This is a genomic window from Gilvimarinus sp. DA14 (assembly GCF_024204685.1).
In the GTDB taxonomy this organism is placed as follows: Bacteria; Pseudomonadota; Gammaproteobacteria; order Pseudomonadales; family Cellvibrionaceae; genus Gilvimarinus.
Genome location: NZ_CP100350.1, coordinates 2,786,121 through 2,808,077 on the forward strand (window position 1 = coordinate 2,786,121; position 21,957 = coordinate 2,808,077).

Sequence of the window (21,957 nt, forward strand, 5' to 3'; positions counted from 1 at the left end):
GATATGAGAATTAGCAAAACTGAATTTGCCCGCCGCCGCAAAGCGTTGATGGCGGTGATGGAGCCCAATAGCATCGCGATTGTCCCTTCGGCTCCAGAGCGCACCCGCTCGCGCGATACCGAGTATCTCTATCGCCAGGACAGCGACTTTTACTACCTGACCGGTTTTACCGAACCCGAGGCGGTGCTGGTATTGATTCCCGGGCGCGAGCACGGCGAGTTTGTGCTGTTTTGTCGCGACCGCGACCCAGAGCGCGAAATTTGGGATGGCTATCGCGCCGGCCCAGACGGTGCTTGCCGTGAATACGGCGCCGACGACGCCTTCCCGGTCGATGATATCGACGATATTCTGCCTGGTCTGCTAGAGGGCCGCGAACGTGTTTACTACGCCATGGGTAAAGATGCCGGTTTTGACCGCCAGGTCATGGAGTGGGTGAACACCATTCGCGCCAAGGTTCGCTCGGGTGCCACGCCGCCGGGAGAGTTTCTGGATTTGGCGCACTTTCTCCATGACAACCGCCTGTATAAAAGTGCCGCCGAGCTGCGCGTAATGAAAGAGGCCGGTGAAATCTCTGCCCGTGCCCATGTACGCGCCATGGAATACTGCCAGCCCGGCGTTATGGAGTATCAGCTTGAAGCAGAGATACTGCATGAGTTTGCCATGGCCGGGGCCCGCCATCCCGCCTATAGCTCGATTGTCGGTGGCGGCAAAAACGGCTGTATTCTCCACTATGTAGAAAACAGTGCAGTACTAAAAGACGGCGACCTGGTTCTGATTGATGCCGGCTGTGAGCTGGAATATTACGCCGCCGATATCACCCGCACTTTCCCGGTTAATGGACGCTTCAGCGAGGCGCAAAAAGCGCTCTACGATATCGTGTTAGAGGCGCAGTACGCCGCCTTTGAAACGCTAAAACCGGGCGCCCACTGGAACGAACCTCATGAGGCGTCGGTAAAAACCATCACCCAGGGACTGCTGGAGTTAGGCCTGTTAAACGGCGAGCTGGACGATCTGATTGAGCAGGGCGCCTACCGCCGCTTCTATATGCACCGCATTGGCCACTGGCTGGGCATGGATGTTCACGACGTCGGTGACTACAAGGTTGGCGGCGAGTGGCGGGTGCTGGAGCCGGGCATGGTGATGACGGTGGAGCCAGGCATTTATGTCGCGCCGGATGATGAAACTGTGGCCAAAAAATGGCGCGGTATCGGCATTCGGATTGAAGACGACGTAGTGATTACCAAAGAAGGTTATCAGGTGTTGACCGACGATGTGCCCAAAACCACAGCCGATATAGAAGCGCTGATGGCACGCGCTGGCGAACAGCGGAGCGCCTGATCTTGGCCGAGTATGATCTGGCAATTGTCGGTGGCGGTATGGTCGGGAGCAGCCTTGCGCTCTTGTGCGCCCGCGCCAATCCCCACTGGCGTATTGCGTTGATTGACCCGCAACCAGCCCAGGCGGGTCAGGTGCCCGAGCGTCCCAGTTTTGATGCTCGTGCTACGGCGCTATCGGCCGGCACGGCGGCTTATCTCGATAAACTGGCGGTGTGGCAGGATCTTGAAGCCGCTGCAGCGCCAATTCGGCGCGTGCATATTTCCGATAAAGGCTACCTGCCCGGTCAGAAAATTGATGCTGCCGAACTCGCGGTAAAGGCTTTGGGCTATGTCGTTCCCAACCAGCACCTGGGGCTGGCGTTGAGCAGTGCCCTGGCTCAGCGTACTGGTATTGAGGCGGTGACCGATAAGGTGTCGCAACTAACTTTTGTACCAGACTCAGCGCAGATTAGTCTTGAGGGTGGCGCAGGTATCAGCGCCAAGCTGGTAGCGATCGCCGATGGCGCCGACTCGCCGCTGTGCAAAGTTTTGGGTATCGGCCAGCGTCAGCGCCATTACCAGCAGCGCGCTGTGATCGCCAATGTGCGTGTTAGCAAAGCCCATAACAATATCGCTTACGAGCGCTTTACCGACGAGGGTCCGCTGGCTCTTCTGCCCTTGGCGGCAACACACGAGATGGCACTGGTATGGACGCAGCCGACGCTTGCGCCGGATCGAACCCGGTTGCCCGAAACAGTGTTTTTGCAGCAGCTACAACAGCGTTTTGGTCATCGCTTAGGGCGTTTTGAGGCGGTGAGTGAAAGGTTTAGTTATCCCTTACAGTTGCGCCAAGTGGATGAACAGTGGCGTAGCCGATTAGTGATTGTGGGCAATGCCGCCCACAGCTTGCATCCGGTAGCCGGGCAGGGGTTTAACCTGTCGCTGCGAGATTGCGCTGTGTTGGCAGACTGTGTTCAAGGCGTTGCCGATCCGGGGGCTGCGCAGGTGCTAAGTGCCTATAGCCAAAAGCGCCAGCAGGATCAGCTGTTAACCACCGAACTTAGCCACGCCATGGTCAAGCTGTTTAGCTCGCGCAACCCCGTACTGGTTAGCGCACGTCACATTGGTTTACTGGGTTTGGAGTTGTTCGCTCCGCTTAAGGGCGCATTTACCCAGCAGATGATGGGAGGGCAGAGTGGCGCCGCGTGATTACGACATTATTGTAGTGGGCGCCGGGATGGTTGGTTCCAGCATGGCGCTGCGTTTGGCCGCAAGCGGCTTACGTATTGCCCTGGTGGCGCCGTCACTGGAGCGCAAGCTCGATACCCATCAATACGAAGAGTTTGACCCGCGGGTGGTGGCTTTAACGGCCGCCTCACGGGAGCTATTTGAGCGCTTGGGTATTTGGCCCGAGCTTGCCCGGCAGCGCGTGTGCCCCTATCGCAAGATGCACGTGTGGGATGGCGAAGGCAGTGGCAAGATCGACTTTAGTGCCGCTGAGCTCGGCTGCGAAGCACTGGGGCATATTGTAGAAAACCGACTGATTGTCGCCGAGCTGATGACTGCTCTAAAGTCCTCTGGAGTGACTATGATCACCGGTGAGGTCGCGGGCCTGATTTACACCGAGGCGGGTGTGGGCGGTGTGACCCTGGCCGATGGCGACTCATTTCATTCGGGTTTGACCATCGCCGCTGACGGCGCGCAGTCAGCGCTGCGCGATTTTGCCGGTATCGGGGTGCGAGAGTGGTCCTATGGCCAGAGCGCGATTGTCACCACTGTGCGAACCGCGCAACACCATCAGCACACCGCCTGGCAGCGCTTTATGGCTACCGGGCCGCTGGCGTTCTTGCCCCTGTGTGAGAGTCCGGATGACGTCGACTCCAGGTATAGCTCCATTGTCTGGTCGGCTGATCAAAGCTTTGCCGCCTCGCTGATGGCGCTGAATGACACCGACTTTGCCGAGCGGCTCGCTCAAAGCTTCGAGCATTGCTTGGGCGCCGTAGAGCAGGTGGCAAAACGCCACTGCATACCTCTGGTGCAGCGCCATGCCCGCACTTATTTCCAGCCCGGTTTAGCTCTAGTGGGCGACGCCGCTCACAGTATTCACCCTCTGGCGGGGCAGGGCGTCAATCTGGGTCTGTTGGATGTCGAGGCATTAGCGCAGGAAATTCTGCGCGCACAGAATCGCGGTGTGGCGATGGCAGATGTGAGTATTTTGCGACGCTACGAGCGCGAGCGCATGGGCCACAATCTCACCATGATGGCGGCGATGGAAAGCTTTAAACGCCTATTTGGCGCCCGCGATTTGCGGCTGCTATGGCTGCGCAATTGTGCTCTGCGCTCCGCCGACTCTCTTCCTCTGTTAAAAAATACCCTGGCTCGTGAAGCCATGGGCCTGTCATTGTCATAAAACTGTAGATTCTTGCTATGAAAATCACTGCACTGGCACACTTTTTTAATGCACTTTTGTTGCTATGGTTGCTGGCGGCGGCGGGTTTTTTCGCCGCAGAGCTGAGAATAGAGACAATTTTTGTTGCACTGTTAACCTTGGTGATCGCCTGGTTTGTGTTTAAGCGCCAGCGCTGGGGCTATTTCGCCGCAGCGGCCTGGGGTTTGGCCTGCTACCAGCTGGCCAAAGAAGGCTTGGCACTTGAGCTGGTCAAACGCCCGGCAATGCTGGGTGGCTTTGCGGTGGTAATTCTTGCGCTATTTTTGCACGAAGTATTTTGCCGCCGCCCTAATATTGAGCGCAACGGCCGGCAATAGCGCCGTTAACGCTTGAAGTTGCCATAGTCAGAGTGCTTAAATTCGACCATCGCAGCCACAGCCAAGGGTGCTGAGATGGAATTTGGTCCGCCGCGACCCCGAGTAAGTTTACTGGTAGGTTCCCGCTGATCGGTGGGGAGTTGTGAAAGGCCGGTATACCGGCAATGAAAAGGAAGCAAGAGGGCGTTATGTCTGATTTGGTCAATGGTGTTGTTAAGTGGTTCAACGATGCGAAGGGTTACGGTTTTATTGAGCGCGAAGGCGGACCGGATGTGTTCGTACATTTTCGCGCTATTAATGGCACCGGTCGTCGAACGCTGCTAGAGGGTCAAAATGTGACCTTTGAAGTGGTGCAGGGACAGAAGGGTCCTCAGGCGGAAAACGTTACCGCGGTATAAGTTTCCCCTAAGTCTGATACGCTAAGCGCCGTCATTGCGGCGGGGCCGACGTTAATTAGGCTAAACCGTTAAATTTATTCCCGCCCCCGGTTGCACCGGTGCCCTTTGGGCCCTGGGTCGACCAGGGGCGCTTTTGTGTAAAAAACTATGTCTGATCTCGCTGCTGTTACCTGGTTATTTGGCCTGATTGCCGTGGGTTATTACTGGTGGCGAGCATTGCAGGCCAAGGATGTTGCCTTTGCCGCGGCGGTGCGTCACTGCCGCGAAATGAACGTGCAGATGTTGGATCAGAGCGTTTATCTGCGCCGGCTCTGGTTCAAGCGCAACAGCAAGGGTGCGCTTAGTTTGTGGCGCGCTTTCTATTTTGAGTTTACCTCCACCGGTGAAGATCGCTACACGGGCCGGGTCGTGATGCTGGGCCGTAAGATCGAGGCGGTACAACTCGACCCCCATAAAGTGCATTAAGCCCCCGCAGTGCGCCTCCGACTGGCGCTGTCTTACCGCAAACCTTTATAATCCGCCTTTTGCCCACGGGGCGGTGAGTCGGAGAAGGTCATGTCAGAGCGCAAAGCGCAGGTTTCCCGCGATACTCTGGAAACGCAAATCAGTGTCGAGCTGGATTTAGACGGCACAGGCTGCGGTAAATTTGATACCGGGGTGCCCTTTTTAGAGCACATGATGGATCAGATCGCCCGCCACGGCATGATTGATATGGATGTCTACTGCAAAGGCGACATTCACATCGATGATCACCACACCGTGGAAGACATCGGCATTACCATCGGTCAGGCCATTGCGCGTGCCGTGGGGGATAAAAAAGGCATCCGTCGCTACGGTCACGCCTATGTCCCCCTGGATGAAGCCCTGTCGCGCGTGGTGATCGACTTTTCCGGTCGTCCGGGGCTGATTATGAAAGTGCCCTTTACCCAAAAGCGCATTGGCAAATTCGATACCGAGCTTTTCTCGGAGTTCTTCCACGGCTTTGTCAATCACGCCCAGGTGACCCTGCACATTGATAATCTGCGCGGCGACAATGCTCACCACCAGATAGAAACCGTGTTTAAAGCCTTCGGCCGTGCCCTGCGTATGGCGCTGGAGCCGGACCCGCGTATGGCCGGCATCATGCCTTCCACCAAAGGTAGTCTGTAAGCTATGACTGAGTCAGTAGCCGTTATCGACTATGGCATGGGCAACTTGCACTCGGTGGCAAGCGCCTTGGGTAAGGTGTGCGATCACGAGATCTACGTCACCAGCGACCCGGCCGTAGTGGCCGCCGCCGACCGAGTGATCTTCCCGGGGGTGGGCGCCATTGGCGATTGCATGGGTGAAATTCGCCGTTTGAACTTTGATAAGCTGTTGCGCGAGCAAGTGACCAGCGGCAAACCCGTGTTGGGTATTTGCGTGGGTATGCAGGCACTTTTGACTCACAGCCAGGAAAGCGGCGGCACCGAGTGCATTGATTTGTTTCCGGGCGAGGTGAAATTCTTCGGTCACGATCACAAAAGCCCCGAGGGCGAGCCTTTAAAGGTGCCGCACATGGGCTGGAACCAGGTTGAGCAGGTGGATCACCCGCTGTGGGCGGATATCCCGCAAAACAGCCGCTTTTATTTTGTGCACAGCTTTTACGTGGAAGACACCGGCAGCGAAGTAACCGGGCGCTGTGAATACGGGGTGCGTTTCGCCGCCGCCCTGGGCCGCAACAACCTGTTTGCGGTGCAATTCCACCCCGAAAAAAGCCACACCGCTGGCCTGCAGTTACTGCATAACTTTGTGCGCTGGAACGGCCAGCGCTGATTGAACTAAGAGATTGTTACCATGCTGATTATTCCCGCCATCGACCTTAAAGACGGCCAGTGCGTACGCTTGCGCCAGGGGTTGATGGACGACTCCACCGTATTCTCCGACGACCCCGTGGCCATGGCCACCCAATGGGTAGACGCGGGCTGCCGCCGCCTGCACCTGGTGGATTTAAACGGCGCCTTCGCCGGTACCCCGGTTAACGGTGACGTGGTGACCGCCATCGCCAAAGCCTACCCCAAGCTGCCGATTCAAATCGGCGGTGGGATTCGCTCCGCCGAGACCATTGAGCACTACATTAAAGCCGGGGTGGAATACGTGATTATCGGCACTAAAGCGGTTAAAGACCCGGGTTTTGTCACCGACATGTGCCGCGAGTTTCCGGGCCATATTATTGTCGGCCTGGACGCGAAAGACGGCTGGGTCGCCACCGATGGCTGGGCTGAAGTGTCGGATGTAAAAGCCACCGACCTCGCGCGCCGCTTTGAAGCCGATGGCGTGAGCGCCATTGTTTACACCGACATCGCCCGCGACGGCATGATGCAAGGTGTGAATGTGGAGGCCACCGTCGCCATGGGTGAGGCGTCCTCCATTCCGGTGATTGCCTCTGGCGGCATCACCAATATGGATGATATTCGCGCGCTCAAAGCCAAAAGCGCCAGCGGTATCTGCGGTGCAATCACCGGCCGCGCCATTTACGAAGGCACCTTGGACGTTGCTGAGGCGCAGGCCTACTGCGACAGCGCGGAGTAATTTATGGCCCTGGCTAAACGCATAATTCCTTGTCTGGATGTGGACAATGGCCGCGTGGTGAAAGGCGTGCAGTTTGTCGATATCCGCGATGCCGGCGACCCGGTGGAAATCGCCAAGCGCTACAACGAAGCGGGCGCCGATGAAATTACCTTTTTGGATATCACCGCCAGCCACGAAGGCCGCGACACCACCGTGCACACAGTCGAGCGCATTGCCAGTGAAGTGTTTATACCGCTCACCGTGGGCGGCGGCATTCGTACTGTGGAAGACATTCGCAATATGCTGAACGCCGGTGCGGATAAAGTCGGCATTAACTCGGCGGCGGTACACAATCCGGATTTTGTGAAAGCCGCGTCCGACCGCTTCGGCGCTCAGTGCATTGTGGTGGCCATTGATGCCAAACAAGTCAGCGCTGAGGGCGAGCCCAAGCGCTGGGAGATTTTTACCCATGGCGGTCGCAAACCCACCGGCATTGATGCGGTGGAGTGGGCGAAAAAAATGTGCGCCAACGGCGCCGGTGAAATTCTGCTGACCAGCATGGATCGCGACGGCACCAAAAACGGTTTTGATTTAGAACTGACTCGCGCCATCAGTGACGCCGTGCCCATTCCCGTCATCGCCTCGGGCGGTGTGGGTAACCTGCAACACCTGGCCGATGGCGTCACCGAAGGCCGCGCCGATGCGGTTCTGGCGGCGAGCATTTTTCACTTTGGTGAATACACCGTGGGCGAGGCCAAAGAATTTATGGCCGAGCGCGGCATTGAAGTGCGGCTGTGAAAGAGCGCTGATATTAGCTGCTGACAAAAAAGCCCCGCTCGAACCGAGCGGGGCTTTTTTTATTGCTGGAGACTATTGATTAGCGCTACGGGCAGTCGTTAGTGCGTTTAAATTCTTAGTACTCGCAAGCCTCAGGATCATTGGCGACAAAATAAGATTTATAGTTGCTCGCCTCCGGGTCCATACAGCCTTTTAAGTTCAGCAGTTTGACCGAGCGAAATTCAATGGGCGCACTTTCGGCCTGCAAAGCAATATAGCCTTCGGTCAGTGGTGTGCCGTCATCCAGTTGCATGCCGCTGTAGCGAATAACTTCTTCGCCTTCGACCCGGTGGATGGCCAAGTCGTCGCCGTGTACTTCTAATTCTGCGCTCACCCACTGATCACCGTGATAGGTTTTGCTGGTGCTTTCAATAATGTGATCTTCACGCAGCTCGCCGTTGTAAACCGCGTGGGAGCCTGGCGTGACCAGGTTAGAGGTATGGCGTTCATCGGTGCCATTGCCGCCCAATAACTGCACTTCCATACAGGCGGGGTAGCCCTGCTCAAAGGCCATACTTTGCGGTGATTGGGCGTGGTACATAATACCGTTGTTACGCCAGGCCCAGTCGGGGGCGCCCGCGGCCTGCTCGCCCACAAAGCGGTACTCGATTTTGATTCGATAGTGAGAAAACGGCTGATTGTAGAAGATATGGCCGTTGCGACCCTTAAAGGTGTCGTATTCGTCGTAGCTGACGATCAACTTACCGTCTTTTACCTGAAACGTGTTCAGCGCATTTTCGTTAAGCTCGTAACCGGCGATTTTAATCGTCCAGTCGTTCAAGTCTTTACCGTTAAATAAGGTTTGCCATTGTTCGGTGTCAGGGTTGGTACTGGCCGTGTCTGTGGCAGTCTGGCTGCAGCCTGACATCAGCGCTGCGCAGAGCAAGCCCAGAGGTAAATAGGTGCGATGGTTCATGTTATTGTCCTGTCGACTATTTTTATCGGTGGACAGAGTTTAGCGGATAAAGAGTGCGGAGGCATCTTCGCTAACCAAAAGACGGGTTAAGGAGGGTTAAGTCCGATGCGTTATGTGTTTTTGGACGCGGACTTAATGCTGAGTAATACCCGCTCCCATAAGTCGTTGGTCCATTGGGCCAGTTCGTGAATAAAAGGCTCATTGACCAGTTTCGGGTCAATGCTCCAGCGGTCGATATCGCTGTGGCCAATGGCGGCGTATTCCCAGTCAATCAGATACAGGCGGCTGCCGGTGTCCAGCACATTGTCGGCAATCAGGTCGTGGTGGGTAAGCTCTGCTGGCCAGGGCGCTTGGTCAAAGGCGGCGAGCCTGGCTGAAAATGTTGCCCAGCGTTCGGCTAGCTCGGTATTTATGGGCGTGTTCTTTTGCAGAATCTGCCAGTAGCTTTCCAGGTAGCGTAAATAACTGCGCCGGTCGGTGGCGGGCGATAAATTATGGACTTTCTCCAGCAGTGCCAACAGCCTTTTGCGCTGCATAGGATTGGCAAAATCGGCTGCCGTCCAGGTACGGGCTTTAACAAAAGGCAGTAATGCAAAGCGGTGGGCCGGATCGCGGTATATCGGCTCGGGGGTTAAGCCCGCGACGGCGGCGGTGTGAACAATTTGCGCCTCATCGTCGCGGTCAATGCCCAGCAAGCGCCCGCGCGGGTTGTTAATGCGCAGAATAAAAGCTTGGCTGTAGCCCGCCCCTTCAAGCTTGATATTGCGATTGGTACGCCCGCCGGGAATAGGGCCGAGCACTTTAGGTGGGTCCGTTAATGGCAGCGGCCAGTCTCGCCAGCCCGCGAGTATGGCTTGCAGAATATTGTGTTCAGCCATAGGCGGGTTGTTGTCGATACTGTCGGCGATAATCCTTTTGCCAGTTAATTAAACCGAAGATGGAAATGATGAGATAAGACACCAACAGTAGCGCGGTTAAATACAGGCCGCGATCAATAAATAAAAATATCGAGGTGCTGTTAATCACCATCCAATACAACCAGTTTTCCAGAATTTTACGGGCCACCATAAAGGTGGTGATAACACTGGCCCAGGTCGTGAACGAATCCACATAGGGCCAGGCGGCCTCAGTATAGCGACTTAACAGGGTGCCCGATACCAAGGTAATAGCCGCAATGGCTGCGAAGGTGAGGCTGTGTTGTTTGATGCCCCAGCGCCGCACGGGCAATGGTGAATCCTGCTGCCCGCCGTGGCGCCACTGCCACCAGCCGTAGATGGCCATGGCCATGTAATAAACGTTCAGTGCCGATTCCATCAACAGCTGAACATCCCAAAACAGCGCCGTGTAAATAGCGGTGCTGGCGAATGCGCAATACCAGCACAGGCTGTTTTGTCGTACCGCGAGCAGCAAATAGGCGATGGCGAGAATCACCGCGGCGACTTCCCAGCCGGACATCTGCGCCCAGGCTTGGGCGATTACCGCACTGACGTCACTCACGCATCGGCCTCGGGTAGGGCCTCAAAGCCCGGCAAAAATTTACTCACAAACACGGCTTTACCCCAGGTTTCGACGCTGTAGCGCATGCCTTCGCCCAGCACTTGCATAACCCGCTCATAGTCGCCGGTAACAATCGTGCAGGTGGGGTTGGTGGAGACCAGCAAGCCCTCTTGCTGATTTAACCAGTCGATAAAGCCTTTTATGGGCGGAATATAGGCTTCGTTAAACGGGTACATGCTCAGTTCGGCGGTCAGTTTCATTGCATGGCTCCTTAAAAGCGGTAAGTGCCGGACAAACCCACGACGCGCGGTTCGCCAAATTGATAATAGGGCTCGGTGGCGTAGCCTTTGCGCGGGTCGTTGCCGAAGGCGCCAAAGCCTCGGGTTTGGGTATCCTCATCGGTCAGGTTGCGGCCCCAAAGCGCCAGCTCCCAGTGCGCGGCGGTGTAACCCAAGCGGGCGTTTAGCAATTCATAGGCGTCGGCCTGGGCTTCGTGGCGGCTGGAGAAATAAAAGCTGTCTTTTCCCTCTACCTCTAACTGTGCAAACCAGTGGTCGGTAAAAAAGTATTCGCCACCGGCGGTAAATTGATAGTGGGGGGCGTGGGGTAAATCGTGGCCGGATAAATCGTAAGCCTCGCCCTCGCCGGGGTTGGCGTCAGCGTGGGCGAAGCTTTGAAAGTCATCAAACTCCGAACGCAGTAACCCCAGGCTTGCGAACAAGCGCAAGGCTTCGCTTGCCTGCCAATTAATGTCTGCTTCTAAACCGTAGCTGTGGCCTGCGGCGGCATTGGTGGTGTAATCTTCAAAACTGCAGGGGCAGGTGTTGCCATCAATTTGTTGCAGTAGCGATTGCTTGGTTTGCACGTCGTCGCGATCTTGGTAGAACACGGCGATATTGCTGGTGATGCGGCTATCGTTGGAGGCAAACTTGGCGCCCACTTCGTAGTTCCACAGAAACTCCGGCTGATATTCCCGCGAGCTTTCGGGCAGTGCGGTGTTGCTGTTAAAGCCGCCGGCTTTGTAACCGCGCGAGATCAAACCGTAATACAAGGTGGTATCGGTGTGGTATTCCAGCGCCAGCTTGCCGCCCAGCATATCGTCTTCGGGGGAGAAGCTTACCTCGTCGCTGTCGCGGTAGTCGGCGCTGCGCTCTTCATAGCGCAGGCCGGTGACTAATTTAAGCGCAGCGCTTAGCGGGATATCCAACTGGCCGTACAGGGCGGTGTTTTCGGCGCTGAAATCGCTGGTAAAGTCGCCGCTTGCATAAGTGTACTCGCGCAGTAAGCTCTCGTTCTGGTCGCGGTAATACACGCCGGCCACCCAACCGAATTCGTGACGTTCGTTGTTGGACACCAGGCGTAAATCGGCGGTGGTGTTGTCGATATCGCGCAGGTAATTATCGGTTGAGCTGTAGCCGTCATAAATACAAGTGAAGTCACTGCAAATATCTGCGTAGGTCCAGTCTTCATCGAAACCGTATTCGGTATCCGACTGTGCGTGACTGCCCAGCGCCACCAGTGAGACCGCATCGTTTAAGCGCCACTGCAAGCGCGCCGAGCCAGCTGTGGTTTCGGCGCGGTCGTGGCCGGGGTTATCCGACAGGGTGGTGCGGGTATTGTCCAAAGAGAAGGCGTCGTAGCCGTTATCGACATTGACGTACAGGCCGGTCACATCCAATTGCAGCGAATCACTGGGCTGCCAGCGCAGTTTGGCGCGGGCGGTTTGCTCGTCGATATTCTGATTGTCGTCAATATTTAAGTAGGCGTTGTCCTGGTAGCCGTCGGAGCTGTGCTGCTCCAGTGCGACGCGGGCGCTCAGGGTATCGGTTAGCCCGCCGCTAATGGCTCCGCTCAGGGTTTGAATATTGTAGTCGCCCAGGGTGGCGTTCACTTCGCCGCCGAACTCTTGGGTGGGGGCGGCTGATACCATATTTATCAAGCCTGCCAGGGCGTTGGCGCCATAGAGTGTGCCCTGCGGGCCGCGCAAAATTTCCACCTGGGCAATGTCCAGCGTGGTTGCTGCCCCGCCAATGCCGGTTAAGTCTATGCCATCGACCAGCAGGCCAACGGACGGGTTAACCGGCTCAATAAATTGGCTGCGCTCACCGATACCGCGAATTTGAAAAAAGCGGCCGCGCGAGGCGCCGGTGGAAAAATTCACATTGGGGGCGGTGTTTAAAATTTGTGCCAGGTGCTCGGCGCCACGGGCGTTGATGGCTTCAGCATCAATAACACTTGCGCTGGTGGCCAACTGGCTCAGGTTCGTGGGGCGAAAGTCCGCCGTCACCAGAATTTCTTCAATGGTATTGCCCTGCGCCTGGGCGGCAATGGCGAAAGGTAAAGTGGCAAAAGCAAAGTGTGCGAGTTTCATAGAGTCTCCAACAGCAACAGGAGACCCGGCATGCTAAATAAGCGCGGATATGAGAGAGTGTCCTATCCCTACGCCGGCATTAACCGGATCAGGTTCAACGGGTTTTTCTCAGGCCTGAGAAAGCGGCCACCCCGAGGATTTAAGCGTCGGACTATTTTACGCCCAATGCTGCTCAATGCCAATCTGACGTCGTGCTAGACGCTACTTTGAGTGGGAAATTAGCGGTAGGATAGGAAGTGATAAAAAATTAAAGTTACCCGTAATGCTGAAATTTTATAAAAAAGTGGCCACGCTGCTGCTAGGTTTGTTGTTATTCAGTGCGCTGCTCAGTTATTGGTGTATCCAGAATACATTCTCGTCTCGCACATTACTGCCTGCAGCGCAGAGCGAGCTGCCCTGGCATCTGAGCGCCGAGACGGATCACTCCCAAGGTGGCCTCTCAGAGGTAACATTCCACGATGACCGCTACAGCCTTGATTATTCGCTGAGTCTTTCCGATGTTGCTCAGTATCCCTATGCAGGGGTGGCGTTAAACTTTACCGATGACGGCGGGCAGCCGACCATGCTGGATCTTACCGGATACCACAAGCTGAGCTTTAACGTGAAGTGCGTCCCTGCCAATGTTCTGGCATTTGCCGCCCATACCTTTGAGCCCGGCATCACCCAAAAAGATGATCCGCTAAGCTATCGCTCGCCGGCGACCTATTTCTCCTGTGACGAGCAGTGGTCCGCCGTCGAGTTAGATTTGACTCGCTTGGAGACGCCCCAGTGGTGGCTGGATAAGTTTGAGCTCAAGCTCTCGATGATTGATTACCAGCTTAACCGGGTACCGCGATTGGTTTTTGGTTCTACCCATCAAAGCCCCATGCTGGATTCGGCGCGGGTGCAAATTAACGCCCTTGAGCTGCGCGGGCGAGATTGGCGCTACCTGTATCTACTGGCGGGGGTTTTGGGGCTGGCTTGGCTGATGGCCATTATTTGGCTGTTTCGCGCTCATACGCGGGCGCTGACCGATGCGCTTAAACTCAAACTGCAAAAGGACCGACCTCTGGTGGCGTATCAGCAGTTGTCGGTAGAGCCCCGACGCGACCGCGATAAAGAGGCTATTTTGCGTTACCTCGCCACCGAGTATGCGAACAGCGAGTTGAACCTGGACGGTATCGCCTCGGCGACCGGAGTCGGGCGCAGTAAAATTAACTCGATCCTCAAAGCTGAGCTGGGCTATACCTTTACCGGTTATCTCAACAAAGTGCGCTTGACTGAGGCTGCACGCTTACTGTCGGCGGGACCCGAGCCGAGCATTGCGGAAATCGCGTATTCGGTTGGGTACAAAAACGTCTCTTACTTTAATAAATTGTTTAAAGATGAGTATGGTTGCACGCCCAAGGCTTTTAGAAATGTTTATAAGGATGGGGCGGGTGATAGTTAGTGCCTGGCGCTAATTAATAATATTCGCTAAAAAACTTCAACTTTTGCGCTAATCGCAATGAAAATTCCAATAGCATTAGTGGTTAACCTCTGTTTTTTCTAGGCTGAGCGCACTAGAGACACACAATAACCAAAAACATAAAATTGAGGTTCGCTATGTCATTACCCATGCCCACCGCAATCGATGCTTGCTCTCATACTCTACATCGTTGGCTAGAATCCCATCCGGCCAGTTCGTTTTTTGCCATTCAGGCCAGCTATTTGCCTGGGGTCTCGGCAGTTTTGGATGTGGCGATACAGCAGGGCCTGAGTTACTCCCCCTCGCTGTTAAAAAGTGTATTGCCCTGCTTGATCGATTGCGCTGCTCAGCTGGCCTGCCCTGAAAGCCTGGGCGAGCGCGACATTAGTGAGCTGGAAATCAGTCATTTACGCACCTGGCGGGGCGAGCCTTTGCATCTGACCGTTAGCATCGAAGTGGCTCAACATCGCTGCGCGGTGTTCAGTGCTCAGTTCAGTCTGGCCCATGATGCCACTGAGATTACCAGCGCCCAGGGAACTTTGAGTAGCCGCTTTAGCGACGACGGCTGATTGTTCCCTGCGGGGCGTAGCTCTAAAATAGCGGTTTAACGTTTGACGAGGTATGCCATGACGCTGGAGATGTTTATTCACAAATTGACCGAAGAGCCGCTGAACGTCGAGTTTAGCGAGACGATGGCGGTTATTGACGCCTACTACAGTCATACCGCTACGGCGTTCACCAATGGTGAGCTGGAAAACAGTGCCGAGCAAAATCAGGGGTCGTGCAAAATTTTGGCATTTGGCAAGCTTCACGGCTTAACCGAAGCGCAAACTCTGGCCTGTTTTGGCAAGTATTATCGCGACGATGTGTTGCAACACCCCGAGGGCACGGATCACGGTAATATCCGCAATTTTATTCAGCACGGTTGGGGCGGCGTTCACTTTGAAGACGCACCCCTTACCCTGAAATAGCTGAAAGTCACAATCCAAAAAAAGGCCCGCAAACCGAGTTTGCGGGCCTTTTTTGAATCAGTTGAGCCAACCTCCCTGTTGGTACTCAAGAGACCAATTGCTAGGTGATCAGTCCGCTAACTCCCAGCGAATATTATCCACCTGGAAGGTCACGTCCTGTTCTTCAAACACAGGCCACAGAGAAAAAGGCGTGTTCACCGTGGTGATGTCGAAACCGCCCTGATTGATGTCGGCGATAGGTACAGTGATGGTATGCCAGTTGTTGTCGCCGGGCAGTGGTACCGGCACTTCCGCCCCCACGCAGGGGTAGATACAGTCGGCCTTAACCAGGAACCCGCTGGTATTGCCGTTGTTGCTGACAACCTTCAGGTCAAACACCAGATTACCGTCGGTAAAGGCGCTCAGGTCTTTGGCAGAATCCTGAATGTAGAAAGTGCCCATACCGGTATCGGTAAACTCTACCTGCACCACTGTGCCTTTGTCCGGATCGGTTACTGTAGCGTCGATGGTGATGACCTGACCGTCAGCCTGCCACACGCCAAATCCGGGGTTGCCCCAGTCTGCGGAGAGCGTGTCCACAAAGATATCCATATCTTCGGTCACGGTGACCGGTGCCAGCTTGGGCTCGATACCGCAATCTTCCAGACAGGAGATGCGGATGTTATCCAGCTGCACGTGTGAGGCGCCGCCTACCAGTTCCACTTCGAACGGGTGCATCACCGAAGTGTAGTCCACGGTGGGGCCCCAGGTTTCGTTGGGGTTGGCTTGCAGGCTGTACAAGCGCACGGATACCGGCGTCCATTGGCCCACCATATCCTGCGTCAGTTCAACCTCGCCGAAGCTCAGGTCCGGGTACTCGGAGTTGAGTTTTACCTGCAGTTTGGCGCCCACATCGGCCGACTCTACCCAGATATCGAACTTGAACTCACCCAGGTTGCGTGGACGATTATTGAGCTGATCGTCGCCAAACTTAAAGCCGTCGTTCACCTCCGGGTAGCTGCTCATATCGCCCGAGCGCAGCCAGGCAACACCGGCGGCGGAGTTGTCGAACTGCAGATCCCAAACCGGACCGGTGGCGCTTGAATCGATGGGCGTCGCGCCGGGGTCTGAGGTGAGTGAGCCGTCCGGGTTGTACATTTGATGCTGCAGCGTGTTGTTCACTTGAGTGCTGTTCACATCAAAGGTCAGCGTCTCAATGCCGCCCTCGGCGCTGCGATACATCCAGAAATCGTCGCGTACATCCGCAGGCGGTAGATGGCCCACAATGTCGGTAACGTCTCTGTCGTCGGCTTCGCTTTCACAGCCTTTGCCGGTTACGGGGTCGTTTGCGCACGCATATACGCGCACATAGTCGACTTCCATGGTGCGTGAATCGGTAAAGGTAGGCAGGTCGATGTAGTCGCCATTGCCAAGCGCCACGTTGAGCAGCATGTGGAAGGGCTGATCAAATGGCTGTGCACCCGTGCCCACCTGGTAGCCAACCTCTTGGCCGCCCCAGTAGTAGATAAACCAGTTGCCGCTGTTGCGGGCGAAGAGCACATCGTCTACATACCAGCGAATCTCGCCTTCTTCCCATTCCACCGCGTAGGTATAAAAATCGTCCCAGATATTGGTGGGCGGCTCGTAGGGCGCACCACTGTACTGGTTCCAGGGCCACGAGTAGCCGTAGTGCAGGGTGCCGTGCATTTCGTTGGCTTCGCCGGTGGGTTGAGGGCCAGACACGCCGGGCTGAAAGGCTTCGAAAATATCTAGCTCACCACTGTGAGGCCAGCCGCCGTAAGGTGAATTAGTGGGTAGCATCCAGATAGCCGGCCATACACCTACGCCCTGCGGAACCCGCGCGCGGATTTCCATGCGACCGTATTTCCAGTCCCCCTTGCCACGTGTGCGCAGGCGCGCCGACGAGTAGTCTTTACAGACCGAGGTGTCAGCCGGGTTGTAGGCGGGGTCATCCTGATTGGTGGCCGGGCCACACACCTGTCCCGGTTCATAGATGGCGGAGATGTGCAGCATGCCGTTGTCGACGTAGCTGTTGGCGGGGTTGTCGGTATAGCACTGAGCTTCATTGTTGCCCCCGCCCCAGCAGTTCACTTCGTGTTCCCACTTTGTCGTGTCGATAGCGGCAGTTTCAAACTCATCCTGCCATACCAGTGACCAGCCATCAGAGCTGGCGGCAGAGGAGCTGGATGAGCTAGTCAACTCGCTGGATTGGCTGGAGCTGCTAGAAGAGCTCACTTCGGAGCTACTTGAAGAAGTCGCCTCCGAGCTGCTGGAAGAGGTTACCTCCGAACTGGTTGAAGAGGTGCTTGAACTACTGATTTCTACCGAGCTGGAAGAGCTGGAGGAAGCCCCGCCATCGCTGTCGGCAAATTGCCAGCGCACATTATCCAGTTGCAATTGCACGCCGCTTTGGTCCGCCCATACCGGCAGAATCACAAAGGGGGTATTCATGGCATTGATGTCAAAGGCGCCGCTGGTGCCCGCGTGACCAAGTAAATCCGCGATATCCAGCGTGTACTCGGTCCAGACATTGGCAATGGGGCTGCTGATGACATAGTCGCCGGTACCGATACCGGGGCCACTTTCCAGCTTAACCACCAGGCCTTGGGTGTTGCTGCCAAAATCCAGGACTTTTAAATCAAACACCAACTGACCTTCGCTGGCGAAGGCGCTCAGGTCTTTGGACTCCGTGGCTTGAATAAACGCCAAACCATTATTGCCGCTGTCGCTAAAGTCCAGCTGCAACACATCGCCACGCTCGGTGTCATTGACGGTGTTAATGGTGACGTGGCCGGTGTCGTTGTCCCATTTGCCGACACCAAAGTCCCACAGTGGGCCGGGGCCGCCGTTGTTATAAACATCAAACGGGGTGTCGATAACATCGATGCTGGCCTCGCTTGAGCCGGTGCCGCCCACCCAGTGAATGTTATCCACCTGAATGTGCACGCCTGACTGGTCGCCCCAAGCGGGAAGAATCACAAACGGGGTGTTCATGGCGTCGATGTTAAAGCCGGTGCTGTTAGAGGCTGTCAGCATATCGGCGATATCCACGGTGATGGTAACCCAATCGCCTACGGCTGGATTGATGGTGTAGTCACCAGTGCCCTGTCCAGGGCCACTTTCGGCCTTCACCACTAAACCGCCGGTATTTGTGCCGTAGCTCAGCACTTTGATATCGAAGGTAAGCTGGCCGCTGTCGGCAAAAGCGCGGGCGTTTTTAACACTGGTGGACTGAATAAATGCCAAGCCATTGGCATCGGATTCACTGAATTGGATGTCCAGCACTGAGCCACGGCCATCGTCGCTGACTACTTCAGCGGTGACATGGCCAGCGGTGCTTGCCCAGGTGCCTACGCCAAAATCCCAGTTAGGGCCGGGCTCGCCGTTGGCAAAAATACTGAAACTGCCTGTTAGTGTATCGCTGACAGCAGCCAGTACCGGGTCTACATCACAGGGGGTCAGACAGCCCACACGAATATCGGCCAATTGCACATGGGCCATTCCCGTCGCTTCGATCACAAAGGCGTTAATCAATTGGCCCAGGTCCATTTGGCCTGCTTCGATATTGTTGGGTTGCAGCTGATTAATCGCTATTGCGACCTCAGTCCACTCACCCACCGCAGGTGGTTCGATAACGTGATAACTGACATTGGGCCAGCCGCTGTCGAGCTTAATTTGCAGCTCAGTGCCGGGTTCGATGGACTCAACCCGCATGTTAAAACGCAGCTCGCCATACTCGGCCATATTGGTGAATTTAAGCCCGTCGTTTACCTCCGGGTAGGCCGCCATATCGGCGGTCGATAAAAATGCGTTGCCCGGGCCGTTGAACTGAATGTCCCATACGGTGTTGTCGCCGTCACTCGCATTGGGGGTGCTGATAACATTACCGCTACCGCCGTCGTAAAAGCCGGGCACCAGTGTGTTGGTGACCTCGCCGTCGGGGGTGTTAAAGGTAAAGCTGGCAGGCCCATCGTTATACAAATCAAAAAACTCGGCGACCGGTGCACTGTAGCCCGGTACCTGGGTGGCGCTGTCATCGCGCTGGGCACAACCTTTACCCGTTACCGGATCGGCGGAACATTCGTAGACCCTGACAAAATCGACTTCCATGGCTTGCGGGAAGCTCGCCGTGCCGTCGGGAGCACCTGGCCAATTACCGCCTACGGCTACGTTCAGCAGCAAGTGGTAGGGTTGGTTGAAAGGGGCATCGTCTTCGCCCAATTGAAAGCCCTGCTCCTGTCCGCCCCAATAGTAGGTGAACCAGCCATCCTGAGTTTGCGTAGCAAAATGTACGTCATCCACATACCAGCGGATTTCGCCTTGCTCCCACTCTACGGCGTAAGTGTGAAAGTTTTCCCACACATTGGCCGGGGGGGTATAGGCGCTGCCGCTGTTTAAATTACCGGGCCAAACCCGACCGTAGTGAAGGGTGCCGTGAGTTTCGTTGCCGCCACCCGCGTTGGGGTTAACCGCTTCCATAATGTCGATTTCGCCACTGAGCGGCCAGTGGCCGTACTCACTGTGGGTCGGCAGCATCCAGATGGCGGGCCACAGGCCATCGCCCTCGGGCAGCTTGGCCCGAATTTCCATGCGCCCGTAAGTCCACTCGGCTTTGTTGCGGGTGCGCAGGCGCGCCGAGGTGTAGGGCAGGGTTTTAGATGTGTCGCCTGGGAAATAGGCCGGATTTTCCTGGTTAACCGCCGGGCCACTGAACGTTTCCTGGCGCGCGACGATATGCAATTTACCGTCTTCTACATAGCTGTTGTCGGCGCGATCGGTGTAGCACTGCTGTTCGTTGTTGCCGCCGCCCCAGCAGTTAACTTCGTGTTCCCACTTAGCGGTGTCGATAGTGGAACCTTCAAACTCGTCTTGCCACACCAGGGTCCAGCCCTCACTGCTGGCCGATGATTCCGAGCTGGAAGATGCCACGCTGCTGGAAGAACTGGAAGAAGATGATGCAACCGACGAGCTGGATGAGCTGCTAGACGAACTACTGGATGAGGATATCTCACTCGAGGACGAGCTGGACGATGAGCTGGAGCTAACGACACTACTAACCGTCGAGCTGGACGAACTTTCGCTTGAGCTGCTGGAACTCTCGACACTGCTGGAACTGGATGAGCTTGAGCTGAGTGAGCTTGAACTCGGCGTGCTGGATACGACAGAAGAGCTTGATGAAGACTCGCTGGCCTCACTGGAGGAGGATTCGACGCTGGAGCTGGACGAAGTATCCACCGAGCTTGCGACGCTGCTCGCTACCGAGGAGCTGCCGTTATCAGAGCCCCCCGAGCTGCCGCCACAGGCGGATAGGGCAAGCGCTAATGCACTTACCACAAAGGGTAAATAGGCATTCGATTTCATTGTGACCTCTTTATTATTGTTAATGGCGGGGCCCGTCTGGCAGAGAGGTTTAGATGGGCGGCCGCTGTTATGGTTGGCCCACAAAATTGCTGGCTTTGTGGGATAACAGCGAGTGTGGCGCGGCCAATAAAGAGCGTCGTCCCAGATTCGTGACGGGCACTAAGGTGGCAAGTGTGCTGATTAAGTGGAAGAAAAGTGACGGGTGCCACTTTGTGACAAACGGAAAATCTGGAAACCTTTGCCAGCGCGCGTTGGTATTTAAGGCGGGATCACAAAAACGCGTGAAGTAAGCGGCGCCTTATCCTTTAGTAAGGCGCCGCCAGGGGAGTTACAGGTGTTTAGCGCTCCACTCGGGGTAGTCTTTAAGAATTTCTGCGGGTTTATCGGTATACCAGGCGTAGCCGTCGCGGCGTTCCTGGGAAATTTCCATAACATCGTAGTGCACGGAGCCGTCCCGATCACCCACCACCGGCTTGTTGCTGCCAATTTCGCAAAAGCGACCCCAAATAGGCCCCGCCCCTGGCTTTTTGACCAGAACATTGTGACCGTCTTTATCCTTTTCCCACGCCAAACCGTGCAGCTGATTCGCCGCGAACCAGTCGTGCGCGGCGCTAATGGCCTGTTTAAGTGCGTCGCTGGGGGCGTCGAGCGTCATTAAAAATTCAACCAGCTCGGCGCTTTCGGCGGTTGCCAGGGCAACGGGTTCAAACTTACGGGCGTTGATGGGGGCCAGAGTGTCCGCCTCGTGCTGGGCGCCCCAGATGGTGCGTTTACCGTCCACCACCACTTGGGTATCAAGCACGGCCTGTATGCCCTGGGCAAAACTGTCTTGCGCCTGTTTCGCCAGCTCTGGCGAAATAAACTGCAAGGGCTCGCGGCGATTAGCAGCGGCTTCTATCACCCGCAGCAGCTTGCCCATGGCCTCGTCGTTATAGGTAATGTAGTCGTGATAGCCGCCGGTCAGGGGAAAGTTCTGCGGCCATCCTCCATTGGGGTACTGCGCCTGCATAATCAGCTTGATGGCACGCTCGACGCCCTGCGCGTAGCGTGGGGTTTTGCTGGTGTTATAGGTACGGGCTAAAAACCAGATTTGCGTGGTGGTAGCGCCGTTGTCAAAGGTGGGTATGTAGTGCTTCTCGACCCCAAGCATCTGTCCCGGCTGGCGGGGTTCAAGGCTCATGTCGGTGCGTTTGGACCAGCCGCCCGAGGGCGTTTGGTAACTTAAAATAATGTCGGCAATGCGCTTTGCGTCGTCGGTGTGAAAGTAGGCGTCTTCCGGATTTGGGTCAAAGCCAAAACGTTTCGTGGGCGGCGCCTCAAGCGGCTGCTCGCGTCCGCTGTCTCGCAGCTCCTGGCTAAAGACCTGTTGATCCTTTTGCGCCAAGGTTTGCGACAGCTCGCGATACTGTTGTAGCGCTTGGTCCGTTGCGGCCGCCACAGGCAGCGCACTGCACAGCAGCAGGGTAAAAGCGATGGGGCGATACATAGAAACTCCAGATGATCTTATTGTGCCGACAGTATAATATGGTCTGACCAATTAACAATAAT

The 21,957-nt window shown here is 55.9% G+C and carries 21 protein-coding genes and 1 riboswitch; of the genes, 14 read left to right on the forward strand and 7 right to left on the reverse strand.

What is annotated here, in order from left to right:
• The first annotated feature begins 3 nt into the window (after nt 1–3).
• The 10 genes from pepP (at nt 4) to hisF (ending at nt 7,807) form a co-directional block, all read left to right on the forward strand.
• Nucleotides 4–1,338 (forward strand): Xaa-Pro aminopeptidase, encoded by a 1,335-nt coding sequence (gene pepP, locus NHM04_RS12220; RefSeq protein ID WP_254264070.1) that lies wholly within the window; start codon nt 4–6, stop codon nt 1,336–1,338.
• Between the two features lie 2 nt (nt 1,339–1,340).
• Complete coding sequence (gene ubiH, locus NHM04_RS12225; RefSeq protein WP_254264071.1) at nt 1,341–2,525, forward strand: 2-octaprenyl-6-methoxyphenyl hydroxylase; 1,185 nt, start codon at nt 1,341–1,343, stop codon at nt 2,523–2,525.
• Nucleotides 2,512–3,726, forward strand: a complete 1,215-nt coding sequence (locus tag NHM04_RS12230; RefSeq protein WP_254264072.1) for a UbiH/UbiF/VisC/COQ6 family ubiquinone biosynthesis hydroxylase — start codon at nt 2,512–2,514, stop codon at nt 3,724–3,726. Before ubiH ends, NHM04_RS12230 begins: the two co-directional genes overlap by 14 nt.
• Nucleotides 3,727–3,743: 17 nt before the next feature.
• The gene (locus tag NHM04_RS12235; protein WP_254264073.1) at nt 3,744–4,082 is read left to right on the forward strand and encodes a hypothetical protein; all 339 of its coding nucleotides are present in this window, start codon (nt 3,744–3,746) and stop codon (nt 4,080–4,082) included.
• A 188-nt stretch (nt 4,083–4,270) separates the two neighbouring features.
• Nucleotides 4,271–4,480 carry a cold-shock protein gene (locus NHM04_RS12240; protein ID WP_020210655.1) on the forward strand — a complete coding sequence of 70 codons (210 nt, stop codon included), beginning with the start codon at nt 4,271–4,273 and terminating at the stop codon, nt 4,478–4,480.
• A 147-nt stretch (nt 4,481–4,627) separates the two neighbouring features.
• The gene (locus NHM04_RS12245; RefSeq protein ID WP_020210656.1) at nt 4,628–4,945 is read left to right on the forward strand and encodes a DUF3301 domain-containing protein; all 318 of its coding nucleotides are present in this window, start codon (nt 4,628–4,630) and stop codon (nt 4,943–4,945) included.
• 90 nt (nt 4,946–5,035) lie between these two features.
• Complete coding sequence (gene hisB / locus NHM04_RS12250; RefSeq protein WP_254264074.1) at nt 5,036–5,629, forward strand: imidazoleglycerol-phosphate dehydratase HisB; 594 nt, start codon at nt 5,036–5,038, stop codon at nt 5,627–5,629.
• Nucleotides 5,630–5,632: 3 nt separating this feature from the next.
• A complete protein-coding gene (hisH, locus tag NHM04_RS12255; RefSeq protein ID WP_254264075.1) occupies nt 5,633–6,274 on the forward strand; it encodes an imidazole glycerol phosphate synthase subunit HisH in 642 nt (213 codons plus the stop codon).
• Between the two features lie 21 nt (nt 6,275–6,295).
• The gene (hisA, locus tag NHM04_RS12260) at nt 6,296–7,030 is read left to right on the forward strand and encodes a 1-(5-phosphoribosyl)-5-[(5-phosphoribosylamino)methylideneamino]imidazole-4-carboxamide isomerase (RefSeq protein ID WP_254264076.1); all 735 of its coding nucleotides are present in this window, start codon (nt 6,296–6,298) and stop codon (nt 7,028–7,030) included.
• A gap of 3 nt (nt 7,031–7,033) precedes the next feature.
• Nucleotides 7,034–7,807, forward strand: a complete 774-nt coding sequence (hisF, locus tag NHM04_RS12265; protein ID WP_254264077.1) for an imidazole glycerol phosphate synthase subunit HisF — start codon at nt 7,034–7,036, stop codon at nt 7,805–7,807.
• 115 nt (nt 7,808–7,922) lie between these two features.
• Here hisF and NHM04_RS12270 read toward each other — a convergent pair whose 3' ends face one another.
• The 5 genes from NHM04_RS12270 to NHM04_RS12290 form a co-directional block, all read right to left on the reverse strand.
• Nucleotides 7,923–8,762, reverse strand: coding sequence for a DUF1080 domain-containing protein (locus NHM04_RS12270; protein WP_254264078.1), 840 nt, complete (start codon nt 8,760–8,762; stop codon nt 7,923–7,925).
• Nucleotides 8,763–8,872: 110 nt separating this feature from the next.
• A complete protein-coding gene (locus tag NHM04_RS12275; RefSeq protein WP_254264079.1) occupies nt 8,873–9,640 on the reverse strand; it encodes a choline/ethanolamine kinase family protein in 768 nt (255 codons plus the stop codon).
• Entirely contained in the window at nt 9,633–10,259 is a 627-nt protein-coding gene (pnuC, locus tag NHM04_RS12280) for a nicotinamide riboside transporter PnuC (protein ID WP_254264080.1), read from the reverse strand. Before pnuC ends, NHM04_RS12275 begins: the two co-directional genes overlap by 8 nt.
• A complete protein-coding gene (locus NHM04_RS12285) occupies nt 10,256–10,519 on the reverse strand; it encodes a hypothetical protein (RefSeq protein ID WP_254264081.1) in 264 nt (87 codons plus the stop codon). Before NHM04_RS12285 ends, pnuC begins: the two co-directional genes overlap by 4 nt.
• Nucleotides 10,520–10,530: 11 nt before the next feature.
• Nucleotides 10,531–12,630, reverse strand: a complete 2,100-nt coding sequence (locus NHM04_RS12290; protein ID WP_254264082.1) for a TonB-dependent receptor — start codon at nt 12,628–12,630, stop codon at nt 10,531–10,533.
• Between the two features lie 47 nt (nt 12,631–12,677).
• Nucleotides 12,678–12,774: riboswitch (TPP riboswitch) on the reverse strand.
• A gap of 118 nt (nt 12,775–12,892) precedes the next feature.
• Between NHM04_RS12290 and NHM04_RS12295 the strand changes: the two genes are divergently transcribed.
• The 3 genes from NHM04_RS12295 to NHM04_RS12305 all read left to right on the forward strand — a co-directional run bounded on the left by NHM04_RS12295 (nt 12,893) and on the right by NHM04_RS12305 (nt 15,048).
• Nucleotides 12,893–14,059, forward strand: a complete 1,167-nt coding sequence (locus NHM04_RS12295) for an AraC family transcriptional regulator (RefSeq protein WP_254264083.1) — start codon at nt 12,893–12,895, stop codon at nt 14,057–14,059.
• Between the two features lie 155 nt (nt 14,060–14,214).
• Entirely contained in the window at nt 14,215–14,646 is a 432-nt protein-coding gene (locus NHM04_RS12300) for a hypothetical protein (RefSeq protein ID WP_254264084.1), read from the forward strand.
• A 57-nt stretch (nt 14,647–14,703) separates the two neighbouring features.
• A complete protein-coding gene (locus tag NHM04_RS12305) occupies nt 14,704–15,048 on the forward strand; it encodes a HopJ type III effector protein (protein WP_254264085.1) in 345 nt (114 codons plus the stop codon).
• Between the two features lie 108 nt (nt 15,049–15,156).
• On the opposite strand, the gene NHM04_RS12310 is transcribed toward NHM04_RS12305, so the two are convergent.
• Nucleotides 15,157–19,926: a glycoside hydrolase family 16 protein gene (locus NHM04_RS12310; protein ID WP_254264086.1), complete on the reverse strand. Its 4,770-nt coding sequence runs from the start codon at nt 19,924–19,926 to the stop codon at nt 15,157–15,159.
• On the opposite strand from NHM04_RS12310, the gene NHM04_RS12315 reads away from it, so the two are divergent.
• The gene (locus NHM04_RS12315) at nt 19,898–20,395 is read left to right on the forward strand and encodes a hypothetical protein (protein ID WP_254264087.1); all 498 of its coding nucleotides are present in this window, start codon (nt 19,898–19,900) and stop codon (nt 20,393–20,395) included. The two genes, NHM04_RS12310 and NHM04_RS12315, sit on opposite strands and share 29 nt — an antisense overlap.
• Nucleotides 20,396–20,737: 342 nt before the next feature.
• Here the strand turns inward: NHM04_RS12315 and pelA are convergent, their stop codons facing one another.
• Nucleotides 20,738–21,895 (reverse strand): pectate lyase, encoded by a 1,158-nt coding sequence (gene pelA / locus NHM04_RS12320; protein ID WP_254264088.1) that lies wholly within the window; start codon nt 21,893–21,895, stop codon nt 20,738–20,740.
• Between the last annotated feature and the right edge of the window lie 62 nt (nt 21,896–21,957).